We start from the raw sequence: 19,036 nt of genomic DNA, 5'->3' as shown, positions 1-19,036 counted from the left end.
CAAGCCTCAACAAGAGGGGGTACGTAGGGGGGTACGTCCCATGTTTACGCAGGTCAGCGCACGTACCCCCGAATTTCCCGCGAGTTTGTATCGATGATCCGAACTGCACGGTCAGAGGCACTGCAGGTTCTTCGCCGAGACCGCAAAGGGACGCCGCTCTTGACGGCTCGCTTTCGGAGCTCGTAGAACTACTTGCGTGAGAGGCCGTGCTCGACGCAGAACGTCGAGACTGCCCCGCGAGGAGCGTGCCGCGGCCACTGGGCAATCACGAGACGGACACGGGCCTCGATCGGTTCATTGGCAGCCACCACCGCAGCCTGAACCGCGAAGTGTCACCACGAAGCCCAGCCGAAGTGTCACTGAATCGACGCCGTCGCCACTGCCACCTCTTGACTTCACCGGCGACGGCCCGGGGAAGAGTGACAGTTCAGATCACGCCCCGTCGGTCGAGCCACGAGATGTCCAGGGGAGGCGCTGGATCAGCCCGCCCTCGCCTTTTCCGCCTGTAGGCTCGGGTGATGGGCTACCCGTTCGAGGATCTAGATGATTCGCAGTTCGAGCGGCTTGCGGTCCAGATCTGCCGAAAGTTGTTCGGGATCGGTGTCGCTGGCTTCGCGGCCGGCCCCGACGGCGGACGCGACGCGAAGTTCGTCGGAACGGCCGAAGTCTTCCCGAGTCGTTCAGCGCCTTGGACAGGCACGACGATCATCCAGGCCAAGCACACCATCGCCTTCAATGCGCATTGCTCTGACCCCAACTTCAGTGGGTCCGCAGCTTCGTCTGTCATGAGCGAAGAGATTCCTCGCATCAAGAAACTGACGGCGGCCGGCGCAGCAGACAACTACATAGTTTTCACGAACAGACGACTCGGCGCCGAACTGAACGAGAAGTTGAGCGAGCGGGTCAAGACAGGGGCGGGCGTGCCTGAGGGCGTCTTCTTCGCTGGCATTGAGTACCTCGACGACATGTTGCGCACCTACCCCGATGTGTTGACGTTGGCTCGCATCGATCCAGTCGACGGTCCGCTCCGAGTCTCAAGTGCCGACCTCGCCGAGGTGATCCTCGGCCTTCAGGTAGCGCTCGATGCGCCGTTGCCAGAGTTTGACGTGCCGCCAGTAGACCGGGTGAGTTTTGATCGGAAGAACGAGCTGAACAACATGAGTTCAAGCTTCGCCGCCGTTCTTCAGCGGCGCTTCCAGCTGTACACGAAGCCCATCGAAGACTTCCTCGCGAACCCTGCGAACCACGACTCGCTCGAGAGGTACGAAGCTGCAGTCGAGGACTTCGAACTCAAGATCGTCGCCAAGCGTAGCGAGTTCCAGAGCTTCGATGACGTCTTCAACCATCTGCTCGAAGTCCTCTTCAAGCAGGATGCCGTTCTTGCCCGCCAGAAGAGCCTGGTCAGGGCAATGGTCTTTTACATGTACTGGCATTGCGACATTGGAGAGGTCGAAGATGCTGCTACCTAGCAAGCATTCACACCCGGACGCGACGGTACTCGCCGCAGCTACGGTCGCCCTTGTTGCGTTGAAGAAGAAGCGTGTCCTTCCCTACGACGAACTGAAGGGAGCGGTCGAGAAGAAAACACGCTCCGCGGACTACCTCTTCAGCCCTGCACTCAGCCTCCTCTACATTCTCGGCCTCGTTGAGTACAGACCAGCGGTGGACGCATTCGAGTACCTCGGAGGGACCTCATGAGGCTCCGAAGGCTGTACTCAGATCAGCCAGAGTTCGATGAGATCGTCTTCAACGACGGGGTGTCAGCAGTCTTCGCGGAGATCCGCATTCCCAGCAATCGCGACTTGGACACGCACAACCTGGGTAAGACAACGGTCGGCGAACTCATCGACTTCTGCTTACTGCGGGGCAAGCACGACAAGTTCTTCCTCTTCAAGCATCAAGCCCGGTTCGCGGACTTCACTTTCCGCCTCGAACTCGCTCTCGACGACGACACGTTCCTTACGATCTCGCGCCCGGTCTCTCCCGGGTCCCGAATCGACTTCCTGAAGGCTGACACTTCCACGGGTCCAGAGGAGATTTCGAGACTCGATCAGTGGGATCACACGAACGTGTCATTCGATCGGGCCAAGAAGTTGCTCGACGGCTGGCTTGGCTTCACGGCCTTGGCCCCGTGGGGGTATCGGAAGCTGGCCGGGTACCTCGTCCGGTCGCAGTCCGACTACCAGGACGTTTTCCAGCTCAACAAGTTCTCCGGCAAGCACGTCGACTGGAAGCCGTTTGTGGCGCACCTACTGGGGATGAGTTCGCAGCCGGTCATCGCCCTCTACGAGAAGCGTGAAGAACTAGCAGCAGCAGACTCCAGGCTCCAGACGCTGACCCAAGAGTGGGGCGGCGATGACGTCGATGCGTCACTTCTGGACGGGCTGATCGCGGTCAAGCGCCGCGAAGTTGCGGTCAGCGCCGAGGCTCTCGAGTCCTTCAACTTCGACATCGAAGACCGTGACGTGGTCGTCGAAGTGGTCGAAGTCGTCGAAGCAGAGATCGCTCAACTGAACGAAGAGCGCTATGAACTTCTTCAGATCCTCGAGCGCCTGAGCGAGTCGCTTGCCGACGAGCAGATCGTCTTCAGGACGAAGGACGCGGCGAAGTTGTTCGCCGAAGCCGGCGTCGTGTTCGGCGAGCAGCTGACTCGGAACTTTGACCAACTGGTGGAGTTCAACAGAAAGATCACGCAAGAGCGACGAGGCGAGATTGAGTCGCAGCTCGCGGCAGGTCAGGCAAGGCTTGAAGCGATCGAGATTGCCTTGCCTGCCTTGAATGCCCGCCGCGCTGAGTCGCTGGAGTTCCTGCGCGAGTCAGAGGCGCTCGAGAAGTACAAGCTGCTGGGGCGTGACCTCGCGACACTTCGCGCGGACCTCCAGATTCTCGAGGCTCGACGAACCGCGGCTGGACGCCTGCTCGAACTACGCCGGGAGCAAAGGGAGCTTGTCGAGGAGACAGGACGTATCCAGACGGCTGTCGAAAACGAGATCGAGGAAATATCGAAGGATGACACCAGCCGATTCGGGCAGATCCGTCAGTACTTCACGGAGATTGTTCACGAGGTGCTTGGCCAGAACGCGATCCTCGCCATCAAGGTGAATGGCAGCGGAGGGCTCGACTTCGTGGCTGAGTTTGTCGGGGACGGCGGAAAGGCGACAAGCGGCGACAAGGGCACCTCCTACAAGAAACTCCTCTGCATAGCATTCGACCTGGCGTTCCTCCGGGCTTACCTTAACGAGAGTTTTCCCCGGTTTGTGTACCACGACGGGGCTCTCGAACAGCTCGAGCCGCGCAAACGACAGAAGCTCATCAGCGTCCTTCGGGAATACGAGGGGCACGGTCTCCAGCCGATCATTTCGCTGCTTGACTCAGACTTGCCGGAACCTCTGGATGCGAACTCGGGCACGATGAAGTCCTCCGAGATCGTGAAGATCCTTCACGACGAGGGCGAGTCGGGTCGCCTGTTCACGATGGCGCCATGGTGACCCTCGCGCGGATGGCGTAGGTGGAGTGAGCAAGTAGACGCTTCCTGCGTCTGGGTCGTGTCATCGACCGACGAGCGTTCGAGCACGAGGCTCGCGCACGTGGCGGGAGTCCCGACTAAGGGCCAGACGCAATCGACAACTCGCGGTTCGCAGTTGCGCCACACCTATATTCGTGTGGGTGATCGACAGCGTGAGTACGTGGCGGGTGTACTCGGCCGAACAGTCCGTACCGCTCGGAGACCCCCTGCCGAACATCAAGGCAGCGCGGGACCTCGTACGGCGAGTGAAGCGATCCGCATGGTGGCGCCACAACATCGAGTACGACGTCTCCATCACCACCGAGATTGGCGGTCGCGGAGACCTCGGCGATGAATGGATCAGTTCGTTCGCTTCGGGGCCAGAAGCAGGTCCCTCAAGTCGATGGAGGATCAGCATCCATCCGCGGATGCTGAACGAACTCATCGTCCTGCACGAACTGGCTCATTGCATCGCGCCAAGGTTCCAGGCCAGCCAACGTCGCCGAAAGCCCGGTGAGCTCAACCAGCACCGCCCACTCCCGGACCACGGTGACGGCTTCGCTGGAGTGATGTCGGAACTAGTTCGCGAGTTCGCGACCGGGGCGAAACACAACGATCTTCGTGAGGCCTACGAGCACTTTCAAGTGCCCACCCTGTCGCTCGAAAACTATAAGAGCGCCGTCACTGACAGTATCGCCGCCGAGTTGGACATCCTCGAGATGCGCAGGGAGTTCCGCGACTTCCTGGAGAACGAACCGATGCCTCCGCCGCCACCGGGAGGCTGGAAGGTGCCTAGGTTCATCTGGGGTGACATCTTCGTTCGACTCCGCCTTCACCCCCGGCGCATCGGACTAGATCGATTGGCGAAGACCATCTCAGCGGTCGAACTATGCTCGCGCAGGGCCCTGACTCGAATCGAGGAGTCCGAAGCACCCCCCAGCGACCCACGACTCCGACGAATCGCCATGTGCTACGCGGTCGCGATGAACATCGATCCGATCTACCTGCGGCATCGGATGGGTCTCGTCCGCTGGGAGTGCGGAGTCGAGCTGGATGAACTTCGAGCGATCAACGCTGGTTGGGTGGACTTGGTTGAGTCGATGAACCGACAGATCCAGTCGCGACCTCCGCGATGGGCCGTCGACGGCGACCGCTAGGGCAAGTGAGTCGAAGCAGGACTCGCGGCACAGGGGCCGCAGTGGGCCCGCACAGCCGCCTCGGAGTCAGTCGATCGGGTTGGCCGGCCCGGGCGAGACTGCGGACGCTTCACCGTGCATCGCGGAGTGTCGAGAGTGCTCCAGTGTCACCTCGCAGCGAGCGACTCCGGTCGATGATCACGGGGACCCAGTGATCGCCTAAAGTCCAGTCGATTCCTCGGTCGGTGCCCCGCACTCTCACTGCGCTCGACGAAGCAATGACGGGTGGTCCTCCAGGAGGGCCGCAGTTCTGGCAGGCAACTCCTGAGGAGGGGTGCCGTCGTCGCTTCGGTCGCAGATGTCCTCACGCACGAGCCGTACAGCTTCGTCCGTGTGACCTTCTGCGTCGAGGACTGCGGCCAGGTCGAGGCGAGACATCTCTTCATCGGGCGCGGCCATGAGAGCAATGCTGACGGCGGTTCTAGCCGACTCGGTGTTGCCGCGTGTGAGCATCTCGACGACGACAAGGTGGGCGACGTCGGCGATGGCGCAGATCGCGTGCTGGTCGAGTCTGACGTCTTCGTACATCCAGCCCCAGCCTCCGGGGCGAAGCTTCTCGAAGGGGCGGCCGGTGACCAGCGCGAGCGCACTCACGAAGTCATCGATGCCGTCGGACCCACGGCTCTCACCTCGCGCACGAAGTCGCCGAAACAGTTCGAGGTCGACCAGGGCGTCGGAGACTTGGTAGACCCCGACTCCTCGGCGGACGGCGGCTGGGGCTTCGCGAGCATCGGGGAGGTACTTCGTTCCGGTGCGCGGGTCGATGCCGAGCCAGTCGCGTAGCCGGCCGACGTCGGTGCGGGTGCGGGCCGGGGTGATGTCGAATGCTTCTGCGACCTCTTCCGTCGTGGCGCCGTAGGGGCGGGTCGCGATGTAGGCGAACATCTCGGTGTAGAACGGCCGCCGCTTGGTCGCGGGTGTTCCTGCCGTCTCGGCCGAGACCGGCCCGAGCAGGCTCAACCGGGGCCGAACTACGTCGCCCGAGTTCCACTCATCCAAGTCCTGGTCGAGTCTGGGGTCGGTGTCGGCGACGTGGTCTCGGGTGCGCAGTGACACCTTCGGTGCGAGCCGGTTCAGGTCGTCCTCGGTCGTGGTGGCTACCGACCAGTAGGTGTCGTCGGCTTCTGGAAGTACTGACTCGGCTGGCTCGATGGCGGTGGTCGAGCGGTCGATGCGGTACTCGTCGCGCAGGGCACCGGTCGTGGTCATGAGCTCGTCCCATGGGTCGTCGCCCTCAAGGTCGGGTGCGGGCTCGTCAGACGTGGCGTCAAGGTACATCAACAGGGTGGCGCAGCCGGCGGCTTCCCATGCCGTCATGCCGACGCCGTTCAGCCGGAGATTCAATGTGGGCACCGTGAGTCGGCCGACCGCGTCGACGACGATCTCAATGCCATGCACGGCGCGCTGGTCGGTCACGAGCAGGGCACTGCCGGTGCGAGCACCGTGTGACTCGACGAGGTTCGCGAGCTGGTCGAGCTCGTCTACGTCGAACGCCCCGTCGGCGATGACTAGTCGGGATTCCCACACGTCTGGATCGGTGGACGCCGCGCGAGCGGCGGGCGCATCTCGATCGCCGGTGGTGTCCAGGCGGCTGGCCGTGGTGACTGCTGTGGTGACGGCTTCGGCGGCGACGCTGGTGAAGTCGTCTGGGCAGTTGGTCCGTTCGGGGTCGATGGGAGCCAACTCGCTGCCGATGCCGAGTAGGTCCAACGTGGTGTGGCGCGACCAGGGGTTGCAAAGGATCTCGGCCGCGACGTAGCGGGCGAAGTCCTGGCCCTTGCGCGCGTCTCCCGTGACAGTGACTGCTTGGCCCTCGAGGTTGAGAAGCGAGATGCTGCCGTCGGCTGTGGAGCCGATCGTGACGAGCAGCGGCCAGGGCGAGGGGTCGTCGATCGGGTCGGGACCGACAGCGTCCAGTTCGGTCGTGCGGTCCAACCTCCACGTCTGGGAGTCGTGCGTGTTGAACCAGGGCTGCGGCGCCTCGGCCGGGGTGCGCAAGTGCAGGAAGATGTCGGTCGCTGTGATCTCGACTGTTGCGAGTTCCGGAACCTGCTGGTGAGTTCGGGTCAGGAGAGCGGCGGTTCGTCGAAAGATCTGGTCGAGCAGGACGAGCACGTCGACCGACTCGGCTCCGGCTGTGGCGATGGACTGTTCCGCTTCGCGGGCGATGGCCGTGGGCATGGGCATCACTCGGCCGGGCCGGCGCGAACGACGCTGGGTGCTTCGTCGCTGGCGTAGCACCAGAAGGAAACCCCCGGCGAGGAGAGCGCCGCCGGTGACCATGGACGGCCAGACCCAACTGGGCAGCGTGTCAGAGGCATCGAGGTTTGTTTCTGCCGAGGTTGAGTCCAGCTCTTCGACTTCAGTCGGGGCACGCGGGTCGCCCGTCCCGGCGGAAGGAGCCGGCTCGGGGGTAGTCGTGGCGGTTCCAACTGCCCCACCCGTGGCACCCGGGGGAGCCAGTACTTCGGGGACCGTCTCGGGCAGCAGCGTGTTCGGTGCGGCTTCATCCGGTGGTGGCGCCTGCTCCGGAGTGAGTACGGGGCTCGGGGCTGGCTGAGGAGTCTCTGCAGCCGGTGGTGCGCTGGGGATGTCGAGGACCTGTCCGGGGTAGATCAGGTTCGGGTCGGTCAGGGGCACGGGCTGGTCGAGATGTGTGGAGGCTTCGAAGATCTCGGGGTAGCGGTCGGCGTCGCCGAGCTGGTCTGCGGCGATCTGGGAGAGGATGTCGCCGGCTTTGACGGTGTAGTCGGCCGGTGCGGGTGTCTGGGGCGTTGCCGTGCCGGGAAGGTGGAGGACCCATCCGGGTCTGAGGAGGCTGGCGGAGGCGAAGGTTGTGCCGTCGACCATGGTCCGGCCGTCGTTGAGGTCGGCGATTTCGGTCCACCGCTCAGCGTTACCGAGGTGGGTTTGCGCGAGAGCCCACAGAGTGTCGCCCTGTTCGACGACGATCTCGACGACAGACGCGGCGGGCGTGGCAGTGGGTGTGTCGGTCGGTGCCTGGGTGGCGGCCGAGTTGGACTGCTGTTCGGCGCCGTCCGTCGCCGATACAACGGGGACAGGGGGGGTATCGGGGTTGCCCTGCGAACCGTTGGTCTGCAGGGTGTGGGCGTGGATGGGTGAGGGCAGGAGTGGCACGCTGACGAACGCGGCGGTCACGAGGCCGATCATGGTTCGGGCGAAGAGGGTCTGGATGTTGAACGCGCCTAGGGTGCGGGTCAGTCGCTGCGACTTCAGCGATGCGATGACTTCTAGCGTGATGCACCAGCAGGTCTGCAGCCAGAACGCCCACACGATCAGGGACAGCAGCTGCACCAGCACGGCGTCGGTCAGCTGCATGTTGGCGCTGAGGTCGTCGGGGATGGGGGATCCGACGAACGTCAGCAGCATCGCTGGGACGCCGAGAACGACGGCGCCGAGCAGGAGCAGCGCGCCGAGTGCCTTGATCCACTTCATGGTTGCCTCCTAGGGGTTGTCGGCGTCGATCGACTCGGCTGTCCCAGTACCGGTCACGGTGATTGACGTCAGGCCGGCCAGCGACAGGATGTTGGTGGTGGTCTGCCCAGTGAGGGTCACGGTCACGCGGCCGCCGGTGATCCTGATGGAGGCTGGTGGTGCTCCGACTGATCGCAGGTAGGCGTCGGCCGCCGCGCGTGCGCGGGCAGGGTCGACGGTGGGGCGACCGCCGTCGCGCAGTGAGTCTTGGTTGAGCGCATCGGCGCCGATGCGTGCGGCTTGCTCGGCTTGGTTGGTGAGCGTTCGTCGATCGCCCAGCGCTGCGCCGCCGTCGATGACAAGGCCCGCTGCGGCGAGCATGGCTACCGTCATCAGGACGATGAAGAGCGCGGCTGCCCCGCGTTCGTCACCGGGGGGCTTGGGGGTGATCATCGGGACCGGTACTCCTCGATCGGGATGGTCGCGCTGCCGGTGAAGGTCTTGGTGCCGGGCAGGCCGCTGATAGCGACATCGCTCAGGTCGGCAGTGCAGGTGACGTCGGCGCGGACCACGCCACCGGGCTGGTAGCTCGAGACATCGATGTCGACGGTGAGCTGGCTGCACGAGAGACCGCGGTTCTGGAGCGATGCTCTGACGGTCTGCTCGCCTCGACCGGCGGCCAGGGAGGTGTTGCGTTCCAGGGATGCCGCCCGGGCGGCTTCGCCTGCGAGGTCTTGGACTTCTTGGTGTGCCGACGCCATTCGTCCGAGACCGATCACGAACAGGAAGATCGCGAAGAGCAGTGGGGTCATGACCACGAACTCCGCCGTGGTGGCTCCGCTGTCTGGTCGCCGGGTTCGCCAGTTCATGGGGTGTCGACTTCCGGGGGAACGTAGCGCTCGACGGGGCCGGTGGAGGTCTCAACGATCTTGGGGCTGATGCCCGGGATAAACGACAGGGCTGTGCCGGTCACGGTGACGGTGACGGTGGTGGGCGTGCGTTCGACGTCGACCGTGCGATTGGTGAGCGTGGCTGGCCCCAGCGTGTTCAGGGCCTGGGTGGCGCTGGCGTGTCCGGAGCCTTCGGTTCCGTCGAAGGCTGCCGCAGTGGTGACGCCTTCTTGGGCTGCGCCCTCGGCGACGTTACGGGCGTGGAGGACGAGGGCGACCTGGATGATGGCCATGACGAACAGGAACATCGTTGCTGAGATCACGACGGACGCGGCGATGCTGCCGCGTTCGTCCCGCTGTCTTGCAGTCACCGTCTTCCTCCGGGTCGTGGTTGGTTGCCCCCGTCAGCGGACAGGCCACGGTGGTGCCCGTCGGTGATCACCCCAAGTCGATTCCGTTCGCCTCGCTGAGCAGCTTGGCGGTGATGATGACGCCGGCGGCGATCGCGGCGGCGGCCAGCAGTCCCATCCAGATGACTTCGGACGCCACGCCCCGCTCATCGTGGCGCATCCTCTCGCCGGTCAGTTGCGACAGCAGCCATGTCGCGATCATGGTCAGGTGGGTGTTCATGGTTTCCCTCGTTCCTCTAGATCGCCATCACGGCCGCGATGGCGGGGTATCCGAGGAACAGCAGGAAGCTGAATCCCAGGAAGAGTTGGGCGTTCGTGATGGAGCTCGAGGCGCGTTCAGCGGCACCTTCGGCCTCGGCGAGCTGACGGGCGCGCGCGGTTGCTGCTCGAGCGCGGAGGGATTCGCGGACCTTGGCCCCGTCGTCGGCGACCAGACCAAGCGCCGATCCGAGGTCGCGTAGTTCTGCGACGTCGACGCGTTCTCCGAGGGCGCGCAGCGCTTCCCACGGTGTGGTGCCGGAGTAGCGAGCCATGGTGAGCGTGTCGGCGATGACGTCGAAGGACCAGCCCCTGCCGAGCTGCGCAGCAGCAGGCAGCGCCTCGGGCACACCCCGGCCGCCGGCCAGTGCCATGGAGACCAGGTCGAGGTAGCAGGCCAGTGCTCGGCGCAGCTCGTTCCGGCGGGTGGCGGCCGCGGTGGCCACCGTCGTGTTAGGGATGAGAGAAAAACCCGCAGCGAGGGCCAGCCCGGCGAGTAGCGGCACGGAGAAGCCGGTGCTGACTCCGGCGACGTTCACGATCAGGCTGGTCAAGATCGGCAAGCTAATGCCGAATGCGGCCATCGCGAGCATGGAGACGAGGTGTGCTTCGAGTGGACGATCCAGGAGTGCGAGGTTCGCACGGAGCTTGGGCGCCATGAAGCCGTTGCGCTCGAGCTGGACGGTGAGCCATCGTCCGAGCCGGTCCGTGAGGGACTCTCGATCGTCACGGGCAGGTGCGGTAGTGGTGGATCGTTGCGAGTCGATCGTGGCGATGGCGGCGGCGAGGTCGCGTCGTGGCGGAACGATGGCCCACGCCAGTGCGAGCAGACCTGTCCCGCAGGCGGCGCCGATGAGCAGCGCGGGGATCATCGACCGGCTCCAGACTGGTCTGCCGTGAAGTCTTCCGAACGGATCAGGAATCGTTCGGGCAGATCGATGCGGGAGGAGCGGCGGATCCATGCGAACCCTGCGATGAAGCAACCCAGCACCAGGACGAGCATCAGCTGGCCGGCCGGGCTGTTGTACGGCTCCAGGTAGGTGCGGGCGAGGAGTGACACACCGCCGGCGAAGACGAGGGTCACGCCAACGATCGTGAGTGAGTCACGGCGGAGGGTCTTGCGACCCTCCTCCACCCGGGTGCGCATCTCGAGCTCAGCACGCGCCGTCTCAGCTAGTGCTGTGAGCGTTCCGGTCAGCCCGGAACCTCGAAGGCGAGCGTTCATGATGAGCGCGGCGACAACCAGGTCGACTGATGGGTCGTCGAGGTCTTCACCGAAGTCGGCCAGCGCCTGCGGCACCGGAACATGGGCGCGGAGCCGTCCGACCAACCGGTGTAGCTCCGGGGCGATCGCCGGTGGCGCCGCGTCAGCGGAGGCGATGATGGCCTGCTCCAGCCCAATCGCCGCGGCCATCGTGTCGCGCAGGGACTCTGTCCACATGGCCACGGCCTCCAACCGGGCAAGGTGTGCGCGGCCCTCGGCCTTGCTTCCGAACAGCGCTGGCCACATCCACGTGACCATCCCTGCGGCTGCAGCGGCGACGGGCCACCGCGTCAGTACCGCGACCACGAATACCGCGAGCGCCGACTTCCAGAGCCGATCACGAGCGGCGGTCAGGCGGGCGGTCGTGCGGGTCGGCAGCGGCGGCGGGGACCAGCCCATCCATGCGGCCACCGCGAGGACCACTCCGCCGGCTAGGCAGACGCCGATCAGCAGGCCGAGAGCGCTCACCAGGAACCACCCCCGTCGTTCCATCCGACGGCACGGAGGCGTTCGGCGCGTTGCACGGGCACGTTGTAGTCACGGGTCGCGTTGCCGCAGGAGTCCGTGGTGAAGACCTCGGACGCCGACACCCCGATCTGCTCGTCGTACCCGTTGACCTCCAGCACGGTCCGGACGCGGCGCACGCCGCCGTGGATGTCGCGGCCGACGAACACCACGAACTCGACGGCACCGGCGATCATCTCGTGGACGACCTGACGCGGGAGACCTTCGGCCTGCTGGGCGTAGCTGCTGATGCGGTTGAACGTCTCGCGAGCGCTGTCGGCGTGAATGGTCGACAGGGAGCCGTCGTTACCTTGGCTCATAGCGTTCAACATCGGGACGATCTCATCTCCCAGGACCTCACCGACGATGACCCGTGACGGGTTCTGGCGCAGCGTTCGCCTGACCAGCTGCGCCATGCTGATGCCTCCCGCGCCCTCGGTGTTGGGCGGGCGTGACTCCAGAGCGAGGCAGTTGGGGTGACGTTCCCGGTCGTCGCGCAGCCCGAGCTCGAGCGCCTTCTCGATCGTGATGATGCGTTCTTCCGGAGGGATCTCGGCCGCCATGGCACGCAGGAGCGTGGTCTTGCCGGCGTTGGTCCCGCCGGCGATGATCACCGAGAACCGCGCGGCGACGACGGCGCGCAGGAAGTCGGCCGTCGCGTGCGTCAAGGTCCCCAGACCGACGAGGTCCTCCAGGTCGACCTTCTGGAATCGGTGGCGCCTGATCGAGACCGCCGGGCGGGCAGCCACCGCCTGTACAGCAGAGAGTCGGCTTCCGTCGGGCAGCTGCAGGTCCAGCTCGGGGTTCGCTGCGTCGAAGGGCCGAGACGACAGGCCGCTGTAGGAGGCGAGGGTCTGGATCATCTCGACCAGCTCCGCGTCATTGGCGGCGACCGGCTCGCCCCGTGCTGGGTAGTCATCGCCGGCTCGGCTGATCCAAACCTCGTCGGCGCCGTTGATGTCGATGTTCTCGATCGAGTCGTCATCGAGCAGCCGCTGGAGCCGGCCCGCGCCGAACATGCGCGCAAAGATGGCCTCCGCGATCTCGTCCTCGGCCTCGTCGCCCAACGGGCTCTGACCATCGCTCAGTCGACCTTCGGCATGACCGCGCAGGACCTCGGCGATCATCTGACGCGCAAGCTGCTGCTCGCTCCCCGCCGCGAGCAGCGGCTGGCCAGCCTGGCGGCGTTGCGCCCGCTGCGTCTGCAGACGGTCGCCGACCTGCTGCTGCAGTCGAGCAACGAGCTCGTTGTCGGCACTCATCAGCGAACCTCCAGCCCAGCGGAGGCAAGGAGATGCTCGGTGGCCGCGCGGGCGCCACGCACCAATTGCGATGACCGGCCCCGCCCGGTCGGGGAGACCCCACCCTGCAAGGCGGCGAGGCCGGGATGATCCAAAGGCAGATGCGATGACGCAGCAGCGATGACGCCGGCCTGCGACAGGACCTCGTCGACGTCGCGGCAGTCAGCCGCCGCGTTACGGCCGGGCCCGACCAACAGCGGTACGGTTCGTCCGCCGGCAACCGCGACATCCAACAGGTGCGCCCGCGTGTGAAGGATCGACTCCACCGCGCTGGCCATCACCGGGACCCGCACGTCAGCCGCGACCAGAAGCGGCATCGTCGCGGCATCGCGACCGAGCCTTCCCAGGTCGACGATGACATCGACGTCGGCGGAGGCGGCGGCCACCGCGAGACGCCGCCACAGATCCGCAACGCCTCGAGCTTGCGCAGGCGCCTGCACCCCCAACACGACGTGGACGCCGCACGCCAACTGTTGGGCCCACTCGGTCAGGGTCGAGTCCCGATCGCCGCGAGTGGCGGCCGCGAATCCGAGCAGATTCGGGCTCGACGCGACCGCTGCCCTTGAGGCACCCCGGCACCGCAATGCCAGATCACTTCCGGCGAGATCCGCCTCGACCAACACGACCGGGCGTGGCCACACCGCCGACAGGGCAAGGGCTGCGGACGTCACGCCGGGGGCACCCTTGGCCGAGTACAGGACGGTCAGCACGATCAGTTCCCTGTGGCCGTAGTCTCGACGACGGCGACCAGTCCTGCCGCGGAGTATGCGGCGATGGTGCTGGCGTCGTCCTCATCGACGATGACCGTGACCAACACCGTCGCACCCTCGGTCGGTGAGCCCTGAACATCCAGGACCTCAGCGCCACGCGCCAAGATCTGCGGTGCGTCCAGCGCAACGCTTGCGCCAAGGTCGACCGTGCCGCTCGGCACCGCCACGACGCTCACGAGGTCGCCTGGAGTCAGCCCAGCCGATGGAGCGCGCGATGCGTCGAGGCTGAGACCGACTGTGGCTTGTCCGTCACCCGGTACTGGTTCGCGGGTGACCATCGAGTCGGTCACGATCTGACCCGCGACCATGTCCACCTTCGCCGTGGCGCCTACGACGGTATCGATCGCGGAGACCGGGATCACATCATCGACGCCGGCGACGGACTGTCGCTGAAGGTCGTCTTCGGAGATGACCTGCCCCTTCGCGACGTCAGCGCTTACAGCGAGGACGTCAGTGCGGTCCCCGGCCTGGGAGAACAGCACGGCCCCAGCAAGCGCGGAGCCAGCGATCATCAGGCCCGCGAACGCCAAGAGTCCTCGCCGCCGCGGAGCTGTGCGCAGACGCCGACCGTCATCACGTCGACCCGACAACAGCCCCGACCCCTGCGTTCGATTGGGTGCGTGCGGCGGAGGTGCCGTGGAACGAGTGCTCATCGGTTCCTCGTCTCATCGGGCAGGACATTGACCGACTGCCGCTCCGCGACGACCAGGCTCGCTATCCCCGCAGGGCCGTCGACCTCGCCAAGGGATCCGGCCGTCGCCAAGCAGTTGCCTGCGCACGTCCAGCTGACTCGCCACGTGATCGCAGCCGAAACCGACCACACGCCGCCCGGCTGAAAGTCGCTCACCCGTGCATACGTGTACGAACACGACGTCGCCGAGCCGGGCGGCATCTGTCCGATCTGCCAGGGCCGGCCAGCGTCGTAGCAGACCTTCGATCCTGGGCCCATGTTCCATGTGACCCAGCGCGGCTCGATCGTGACCGTCACCGACGTCGATCCAGCCGTGACCGTGTTGGTCAACGGCGCCCACTGACCTTCCGGCATCCACATCCACGTCTCCAACCCCACGTAGGACTTCGCCGGAGGAGCCGGTGCCAGCTGCAGGGTCGGCGTTGTCAACTGCACCGCCCCGAGTGCATCCTGCGCCAGGACCGCAGGATCTGGCGGGGCCTCGGCTCCATTGGCGATGTAGATCCACAACTGCGGATCGTCGTCGCACGTATGGAAACGTCCAGCCTCAGGGGATCCATCAGCGGTGGCCCACCTGGGATCGCTCGCATCCGGCTGCTCGGTCACGAACAGGTAGCAGTCATGGACAGGCGACCAGCGACCAGACCCCAACGAACACGGGATGACCTCGCCGGTCGAGCGAACGCACGCCGTCGGCCCGGTTGGCGAGGTGGTGCTGCCGCCCGGGTCACCGGAGTCGCAGACGCGCGTCTTGATCTTTCCGGTGACTGGATCGAGATACGTCTCCTGGCCGTCGACACAAGCTGCGTCCGCAGGCGACGTTCCGATCAGTGTCGCTGCGAAGTTCAGCGACAGAAGAATCGTGAGCGTGACGGTCAGCCGGCGGCGAGATCGCACGTCGCCTCCACGTCGGCGGAGATTCCGCTGATCAGCCAATGTCCGTCCGAGTCCCGCTGGAGACCGACGTACTGCTCATAGGAGGGGACAAGTACCGAGGTCTGCTCCACGCCGTTGACGTAGTCGATTGTCTTCGAGGGGTCGACGCAACGAGTGATCTCGACAAGCGCGTACCCGTCGGGTTGAACGGTCACCTCGGTCGGCGTCGTCGTGACATCCCACCCCGGCTCGGTCACCGACGTCCGTCCCTCGGCTTCAGCGGCCTGCAGTCCTTCCCAGACCGGCGTCCAGACTGCGTGGTTGTCCTGGAGATACTCCATCGCCTCGGGGGTCGCCTCGCCTGACTCGACGAATCCTTCGATGGTGGCGTCGTAAGAGTGAAGGAAGTCGATCGCCTCGAACGCGGCATCTACTTCGTCATCCGAGAACCCGTCCTCCCAGGACGGTGTGGCTGTCTGAGTCGAATCTGGACTCGACCTTGGCGGCTCGTCGTCGCTGCGCTGACATCCAGCTAGCAGCACGATCGTCACGACAACCGCAATCAGCGCGCCTGGACGCCGCGTGGATCGTAGATTCATACGCACACACCCCCCGGTGTCTGTCTGCGTGACTTCATCGTTCACCGAGAAGTCTTGATTAATCAACCCTCAGGGCCCGGGAACAGCCTTCGGGTGATCAATTGCGTTGCTGTGGATCCCCTGTTCCATCCCCATAGCCGTCGCGCCGCCCTCAAGTCGACATCCGGCGCACGCGATTCGAACCGCGACGGCCGATCACCGGAGGCAAGTCCCAAGGCCATGAGTGTTGACCACCTCTCGTGATGGAGACGAACAATGACTGCACCGATGATCGAACAGCTCCTGTCGCCGGGATACCTCGCGGAGCACTTGGGCGTGAGCGAAGGGCAGCTCGCACAGATGCGCTACCTCGGGACGGGCCCCACCTACGTCAAGGTCGGCACACGTGTTCGCTACGCACTCGCTGACGTCGAGGAATGGCTTCAGGGCCACCGGCGCACGCGCACTTCCCCATAAGCACCGGCTGACGCTCCTAGTCCACAGATCCACTGGGCGCGAACTTTTCCACCGCCGCGCATCTGGCGCTGTAGAGGGTGCTGATCGGTACCTAGCGTCTTTTACGGCAGGGCCAACCGACCACTCGGGTCTCGCGGATAGGAGGTAGCGATGGCCACCATCAAGGCCTATGAGACCGGCCAGGGAAAGCGCTACCGCGTCAGATATCGCACCCCGGACAATCGGCAGACCGACCGACGAGGGTTCCGAACTAAGCGTGAAGCTGAAGAGTTCGCGGCGACTATCGAGGTGTCGAAGCTCCGCGGCGAGTACGTCGACGCGAGCCGGTCGAAAGTCACGGTTGCCGAACTCGGTGAGCCGTGGCTCGATCGGAAGTCCACCCTGAAACCGTCGACCTGGCGCACGCTAGCGAGCGCATGGCGGGTGCACGTAGAGCCGCGATGGGGGCTCACCCCTGTGTCGCGAATCGAGTTCACCGCGGTCCAGTCATGGATCACCGGACTACACAAACGGGGTCTGAGCGCCACGACGATCAAGCGAGTGCTCGGAGTCCTCTCGGGGATCCTTGACGACGCTGTGAGGGACCGGCGAATCCTCAGCAATCCTTGCCGAGGAGTCTCGACTCCGCGCAAGGTCTCTAAAGAGCGCGTCTACCTGACTCACGAACAGCTACATCGCTTTGCCAACGAGTGCGGCAGACACAAGACGTTCGTACTAGTGCTCGGGTACTGCGGGCTCAGGTGGGGCGAGGCCATCGGACTTCGTGTCAAGGACGTCGACCTCCAGCGCCGACGTCTCAACATCAATCAGAACGCGGTGGAGATCGGATCTCGCGTAGAGGTCGGCACACCGAAGACGCACGAACGAAGGTCCGTGCCGTTCCCTGCGATGCTGGACACCAGCATCCGCGAGCTGTGCGATGACAGGCTCCCAAACTCCTACATCTTCAGTGGCGCCGATGGCGGCCTAATGCGTCGGACTCGCAGCGACATGGGCAGCGGCGGTTGGTTCGCGGGCGCGGTTAAGCGCGCGAAGATCGCGCGCATCACTCCGCATGACCTGCGGCACACCGCAGCGAGCCTGGCGATATCTGCCGGCGCGAACGTGAAGTCTGTCCAACGCATGCTCGGCCACAAGAGCGCCGCCATGACGCTCGACATCTATAGCGGCCTCTTCGACGACGACCTCGACGCCGTCGCGAGCGCCTTGGATTCAGCTGGCTCCAAGTTCATGTCGGGCTGACTGGCTCCCGACTGGACGAGTCCCGATCTACGCGCACGATGGCTGCCAGCACTACATTCGTGAGCGCCTCGGCACCCTGCATGACCCGCGGACGGGAGTGTTTGAGCCCGCTCTCTATCGACAACTCGTGCCTGCCAGCCGCGGTCGGGCCACTGATTCGAACTTGTTAGGGATCCCATCGCTTTGCGCGGCCCAATGTTAGGTCCAGCGCGGCGTGTCCTAACTTCGACAGACGCCTCGAAGGGCACCCTTGCGATTACACGCGTGAAAGTTAGGGGTTCCGCCCTGTATCCTAAGTTCATGGACCTCGAGGCTCTTCGCGACACCACCGTGGGGCAGGTCGTACCCATCAGCGGGACCGACAAGCTCGGGCGCGACTTCTCGCACTTCGCCTTTCTGCCTGACCATCTCCCGGCCCTTGTTCAACTTCAGCCGACGACCTGGAATTCAGTAGCCAAGGCAGCCAGCGCACTCGGCCGACTTCATCAGGCGTGCGCACCACTCCCAAATCCTGGTCTGCTCATTGCGCCAGCGCTGGTTCGCGAGGCGGTCGACACCTCGGCCCTGGAGGGCACATACGGCGCCCTCGCTGACGTCATGGAAGCTCGACTCTCGGACACAAAGGTCAATTCACCGGAGATTGCTGAAATTCGAGCCTACGAACGAGCTGCTTACTTCGGGTTCGACTGGGTGAAGACTGGACCTGTCACGATCCCCCTTCTCGAGCACCTCCAAGGAATGCTGGTGGCCGAAGCCCAGGTACCCCAGCGCGATCCCGGGAAGGTGCGGGAGCACCAGGTTGTGATCGGCCCACGCGACTGCAGCGTCTACGAAGCACGCTACATCCCGCCGCCGCCTGACGACCGTCTGCGGGCGGGCCTCGACGACTGGATTGAATGGTTCGAGTCTGACCGAGAGATGCCGGCCGTCTTGATGGCAGCCATCGCGCACTATCAGTTCGAGTCGTTGCATCCGTTCGGCGACGGCAACGGACGCATCGGACGGCTTCTCATCGTGCTTCAGATGCTGCGACTGGGGGCGCTGTCAGAACCAGCGATCACCATTTCGCCATGGCTTCGGCGACGACGCGACGCCTACCAAGATCACCTACTGAGCGTCTCCCGCACCGGCAACTGGGATCCCTGGGTTCAGTTTTTCTGCGAGGGCGTCTGGACGCAGGCCGATGCGGCCGTTGCGGTCGTCGACAAGCTGATGACGTGGCTCGCGAATGTTCGGGCTGACCTCAACGAGCGCCACTGGACAGGAACGGTGGCTTCGATTTGCGAGGACCTCATCGACTGGCCTGTGATTTCCAATCGGTTCGTTCAGGATCGATATGGCGTGAGCGGCCCTACCGCGAAGTCTGCAATCGACCGCCTCGTACAAATCGGCGTGCTCCGGGAGACCAGTGGGCGAGCGTACAACCGGACCTACGCTGCGTCCAGAGTCATGCAGATCGTCGAAGAGATGTAGCTCACGGACGTACGCTGCCGTGGGCCTCACCGTTCCGCTCCCTGTTTCCAGAAACTTCGTCCGGATCGACTCCAAACTCCGTCCGCCGATCGGCGCCACCTGCGACCTCATGCGCGACGAAAGAATCACGGCGCATCTGGAGCGAGCTCCGCGAAACGTGGGCAAA

19 protein-coding genes are annotated in these 19,036 nt (G+C 64.7%); 7 read left to right on the top strand and 12 right to left on the bottom strand.

What is annotated here, in order from left to right:
- Positions 1 to 518 precede the first annotated feature (518 nt).
- From ABD127_RS18760 to ABD127_RS18745, 4 genes are all read left to right on the top strand, one after another.
- Complete coding sequence (locus ABD127_RS18760) at positions 519 to 1,469, top strand: ABC-three component system protein (RefSeq protein ID WP_344204368.1); 951 nt, start codon at positions 519 to 521, stop codon at positions 1,467 to 1,469.
- Positions 1,456 to 1,698, top strand: a complete 243-nt coding sequence (locus ABD127_RS18755; RefSeq protein WP_344204366.1) for an ABC-three component system middle component 8 — start codon at positions 1,456 to 1,458, stop codon at positions 1,696 to 1,698. Before ABD127_RS18760 ends, ABD127_RS18755 begins: the two co-directional genes overlap by 14 nt.
- Positions 1,695 to 3,488, top strand: coding sequence for a DUF2326 domain-containing protein (locus tag ABD127_RS18750; RefSeq protein WP_344204364.1), 1,794 nt, complete (start codon positions 1,695 to 1,697; stop codon positions 3,486 to 3,488). Before ABD127_RS18755 ends, ABD127_RS18750 begins: the two co-directional genes overlap by 4 nt.
- 178 nt (positions 3,489 to 3,666) lie before the next feature.
- On the top strand, positions 3,667 to 4,662 hold the full coding sequence (locus ABD127_RS18745; RefSeq protein ID WP_344204362.1) for a hypothetical protein: 996 nt from the start codon (positions 3,667 to 3,669) through the stop codon (positions 4,660 to 4,662).
- A gap of 237 nt (positions 4,663 to 4,899) precedes the next feature.
- On the opposite strand, the gene ABD127_RS18740 is transcribed toward ABD127_RS18745, so the two are convergent.
- The 12 genes from ABD127_RS18740 to ABD127_RS18685 form a co-directional block, all read right to left on the bottom strand.
- Positions 4,900 to 8,157 carry a LysM peptidoglycan-binding domain-containing protein gene (locus tag ABD127_RS18740; RefSeq protein ID WP_344204360.1) on the bottom strand — a complete coding sequence of 1,086 codons (3,258 nt, stop codon included), beginning with the start codon at positions 8,155 to 8,157 and terminating at the stop codon, positions 4,900 to 4,902.
- Between the two features lie 9 nt (positions 8,158 to 8,166).
- Positions 8,167 to 8,589: a TadE/TadG family type IV pilus assembly protein gene (locus tag ABD127_RS18735; protein ID WP_344204358.1), complete on the bottom strand. Its 423-nt coding sequence runs from the start codon at positions 8,587 to 8,589 to the stop codon at positions 8,167 to 8,169.
- On the bottom strand, positions 8,586 to 9,005 hold the full coding sequence (locus ABD127_RS18730; protein WP_344204356.1) for a TadE/TadG family type IV pilus assembly protein: 420 nt from the start codon (positions 9,003 to 9,005) through the stop codon (positions 8,586 to 8,588). Before ABD127_RS18730 ends, ABD127_RS18735 begins: the two co-directional genes overlap by 4 nt.
- A complete protein-coding gene (locus ABD127_RS18725; protein WP_344204354.1) occupies positions 9,002 to 9,397 on the bottom strand; it encodes a TadE/TadG family type IV pilus assembly protein in 396 nt (131 codons plus the stop codon). Before ABD127_RS18725 ends, ABD127_RS18730 begins: the two co-directional genes overlap by 4 nt.
- Positions 9,398 to 9,464: 67 nt before the next feature.
- The gene (locus ABD127_RS18720) at positions 9,465 to 9,656 is read right to left on the bottom strand and encodes a hypothetical protein (protein ID WP_344204351.1); all 192 of its coding nucleotides are present in this window, start codon (positions 9,654 to 9,656) and stop codon (positions 9,465 to 9,467) included.
- A gap of 16 nt (positions 9,657 to 9,672) precedes the next feature.
- Positions 9,673 to 10,566: a type II secretion system F family protein gene (locus tag ABD127_RS18715; protein WP_344204349.1), complete on the bottom strand. Its 894-nt coding sequence runs from the start codon at positions 10,564 to 10,566 to the stop codon at positions 9,673 to 9,675.
- Positions 10,563 to 11,426 carry a type II secretion system F family protein gene (locus tag ABD127_RS18710; protein ID WP_344204347.1) on the bottom strand — a complete coding sequence of 288 codons (864 nt, stop codon included), beginning with the start codon at positions 11,424 to 11,426 and terminating at the stop codon, positions 10,563 to 10,565. The genes ABD127_RS18715 and ABD127_RS18710 overlap by 4 nt, the downstream gene beginning before the upstream one ends.
- Positions 11,423 to 12,724: a TadA family conjugal transfer-associated ATPase gene (locus ABD127_RS18705; RefSeq protein ID WP_344204344.1), complete on the bottom strand. Its 1,302-nt coding sequence runs from the start codon at positions 12,722 to 12,724 to the stop codon at positions 11,423 to 11,425. Before ABD127_RS18705 ends, ABD127_RS18710 begins: the two co-directional genes overlap by 4 nt.
- Positions 12,724 to 13,473, bottom strand: a complete 750-nt coding sequence (locus ABD127_RS18700; protein ID WP_344204342.1) for a hypothetical protein — start codon at positions 13,471 to 13,473, stop codon at positions 12,724 to 12,726. The genes ABD127_RS18705 and ABD127_RS18700 overlap by 1 nt, the downstream gene beginning before the upstream one ends.
- 2 nt (positions 13,474 to 13,475) lie before the next feature.
- Positions 13,476 to 14,015: an SAF domain-containing protein gene (locus tag ABD127_RS18695; protein ID WP_344204340.1), complete on the bottom strand. Its 540-nt coding sequence runs from the start codon at positions 14,013 to 14,015 to the stop codon at positions 13,476 to 13,478.
- A 167-nt stretch (positions 14,016 to 14,182) separates the two neighbouring features.
- Positions 14,183 to 15,121 (bottom strand): hypothetical protein, encoded by a 939-nt coding sequence (locus tag ABD127_RS18690; RefSeq protein ID WP_344204337.1) that lies wholly within the window; start codon positions 15,119 to 15,121, stop codon positions 14,183 to 14,185.
- Entirely contained in the window at positions 15,100 to 15,651 is a 552-nt protein-coding gene (locus ABD127_RS18685; RefSeq protein ID WP_344204335.1) for a hypothetical protein, read from the bottom strand. The genes ABD127_RS18690 and ABD127_RS18685 overlap by 22 nt, the downstream gene beginning before the upstream one ends.
- Positions 15,652 to 15,954: 303 nt before the next feature.
- Between ABD127_RS18685 and ABD127_RS19120 the strand changes: the two genes are divergently transcribed.
- From ABD127_RS19120 to ABD127_RS18675, 3 genes are all read left to right on the top strand, one after another.
- On the top strand, positions 15,955 to 16,155 hold the full coding sequence (locus tag ABD127_RS19120) for a helix-turn-helix transcriptional regulator (protein ID WP_425545845.1): 201 nt from the start codon (positions 15,955 to 15,957) through the stop codon (positions 16,153 to 16,155).
- A gap of 150 nt (positions 16,156 to 16,305) precedes the next feature.
- Positions 16,306 to 17,397 (top strand): tyrosine-type recombinase/integrase, encoded by a 1,092-nt coding sequence (locus ABD127_RS18680; protein ID WP_344204332.1) that lies wholly within the window; start codon positions 16,306 to 16,308, stop codon positions 17,395 to 17,397.
- Positions 17,398 to 17,697: 300 nt separating this feature from the next.
- Positions 17,698 to 18,870 (top strand): Fic family protein, encoded by a 1,173-nt coding sequence (locus ABD127_RS18675; RefSeq protein WP_344204330.1) that lies wholly within the window; start codon positions 17,698 to 17,700, stop codon positions 18,868 to 18,870.
- Positions 18,871 to 19,036 lie beyond the last annotated feature (166 nt).

Origin of the sequence: Aeromicrobium alkaliterrae (assembly GCF_039529015.1) — a bacterium.
GTDB classification, from domain to species: domain Bacteria; phylum Actinomycetota; class Actinomycetes; order Propionibacteriales; family Nocardioidaceae; genus Aeromicrobium; species Aeromicrobium alkaliterrae.
Note: the sequence above shows the minus strand (reverse complement) of the source record. Positions and strands in the feature narration are given on the sequence as shown.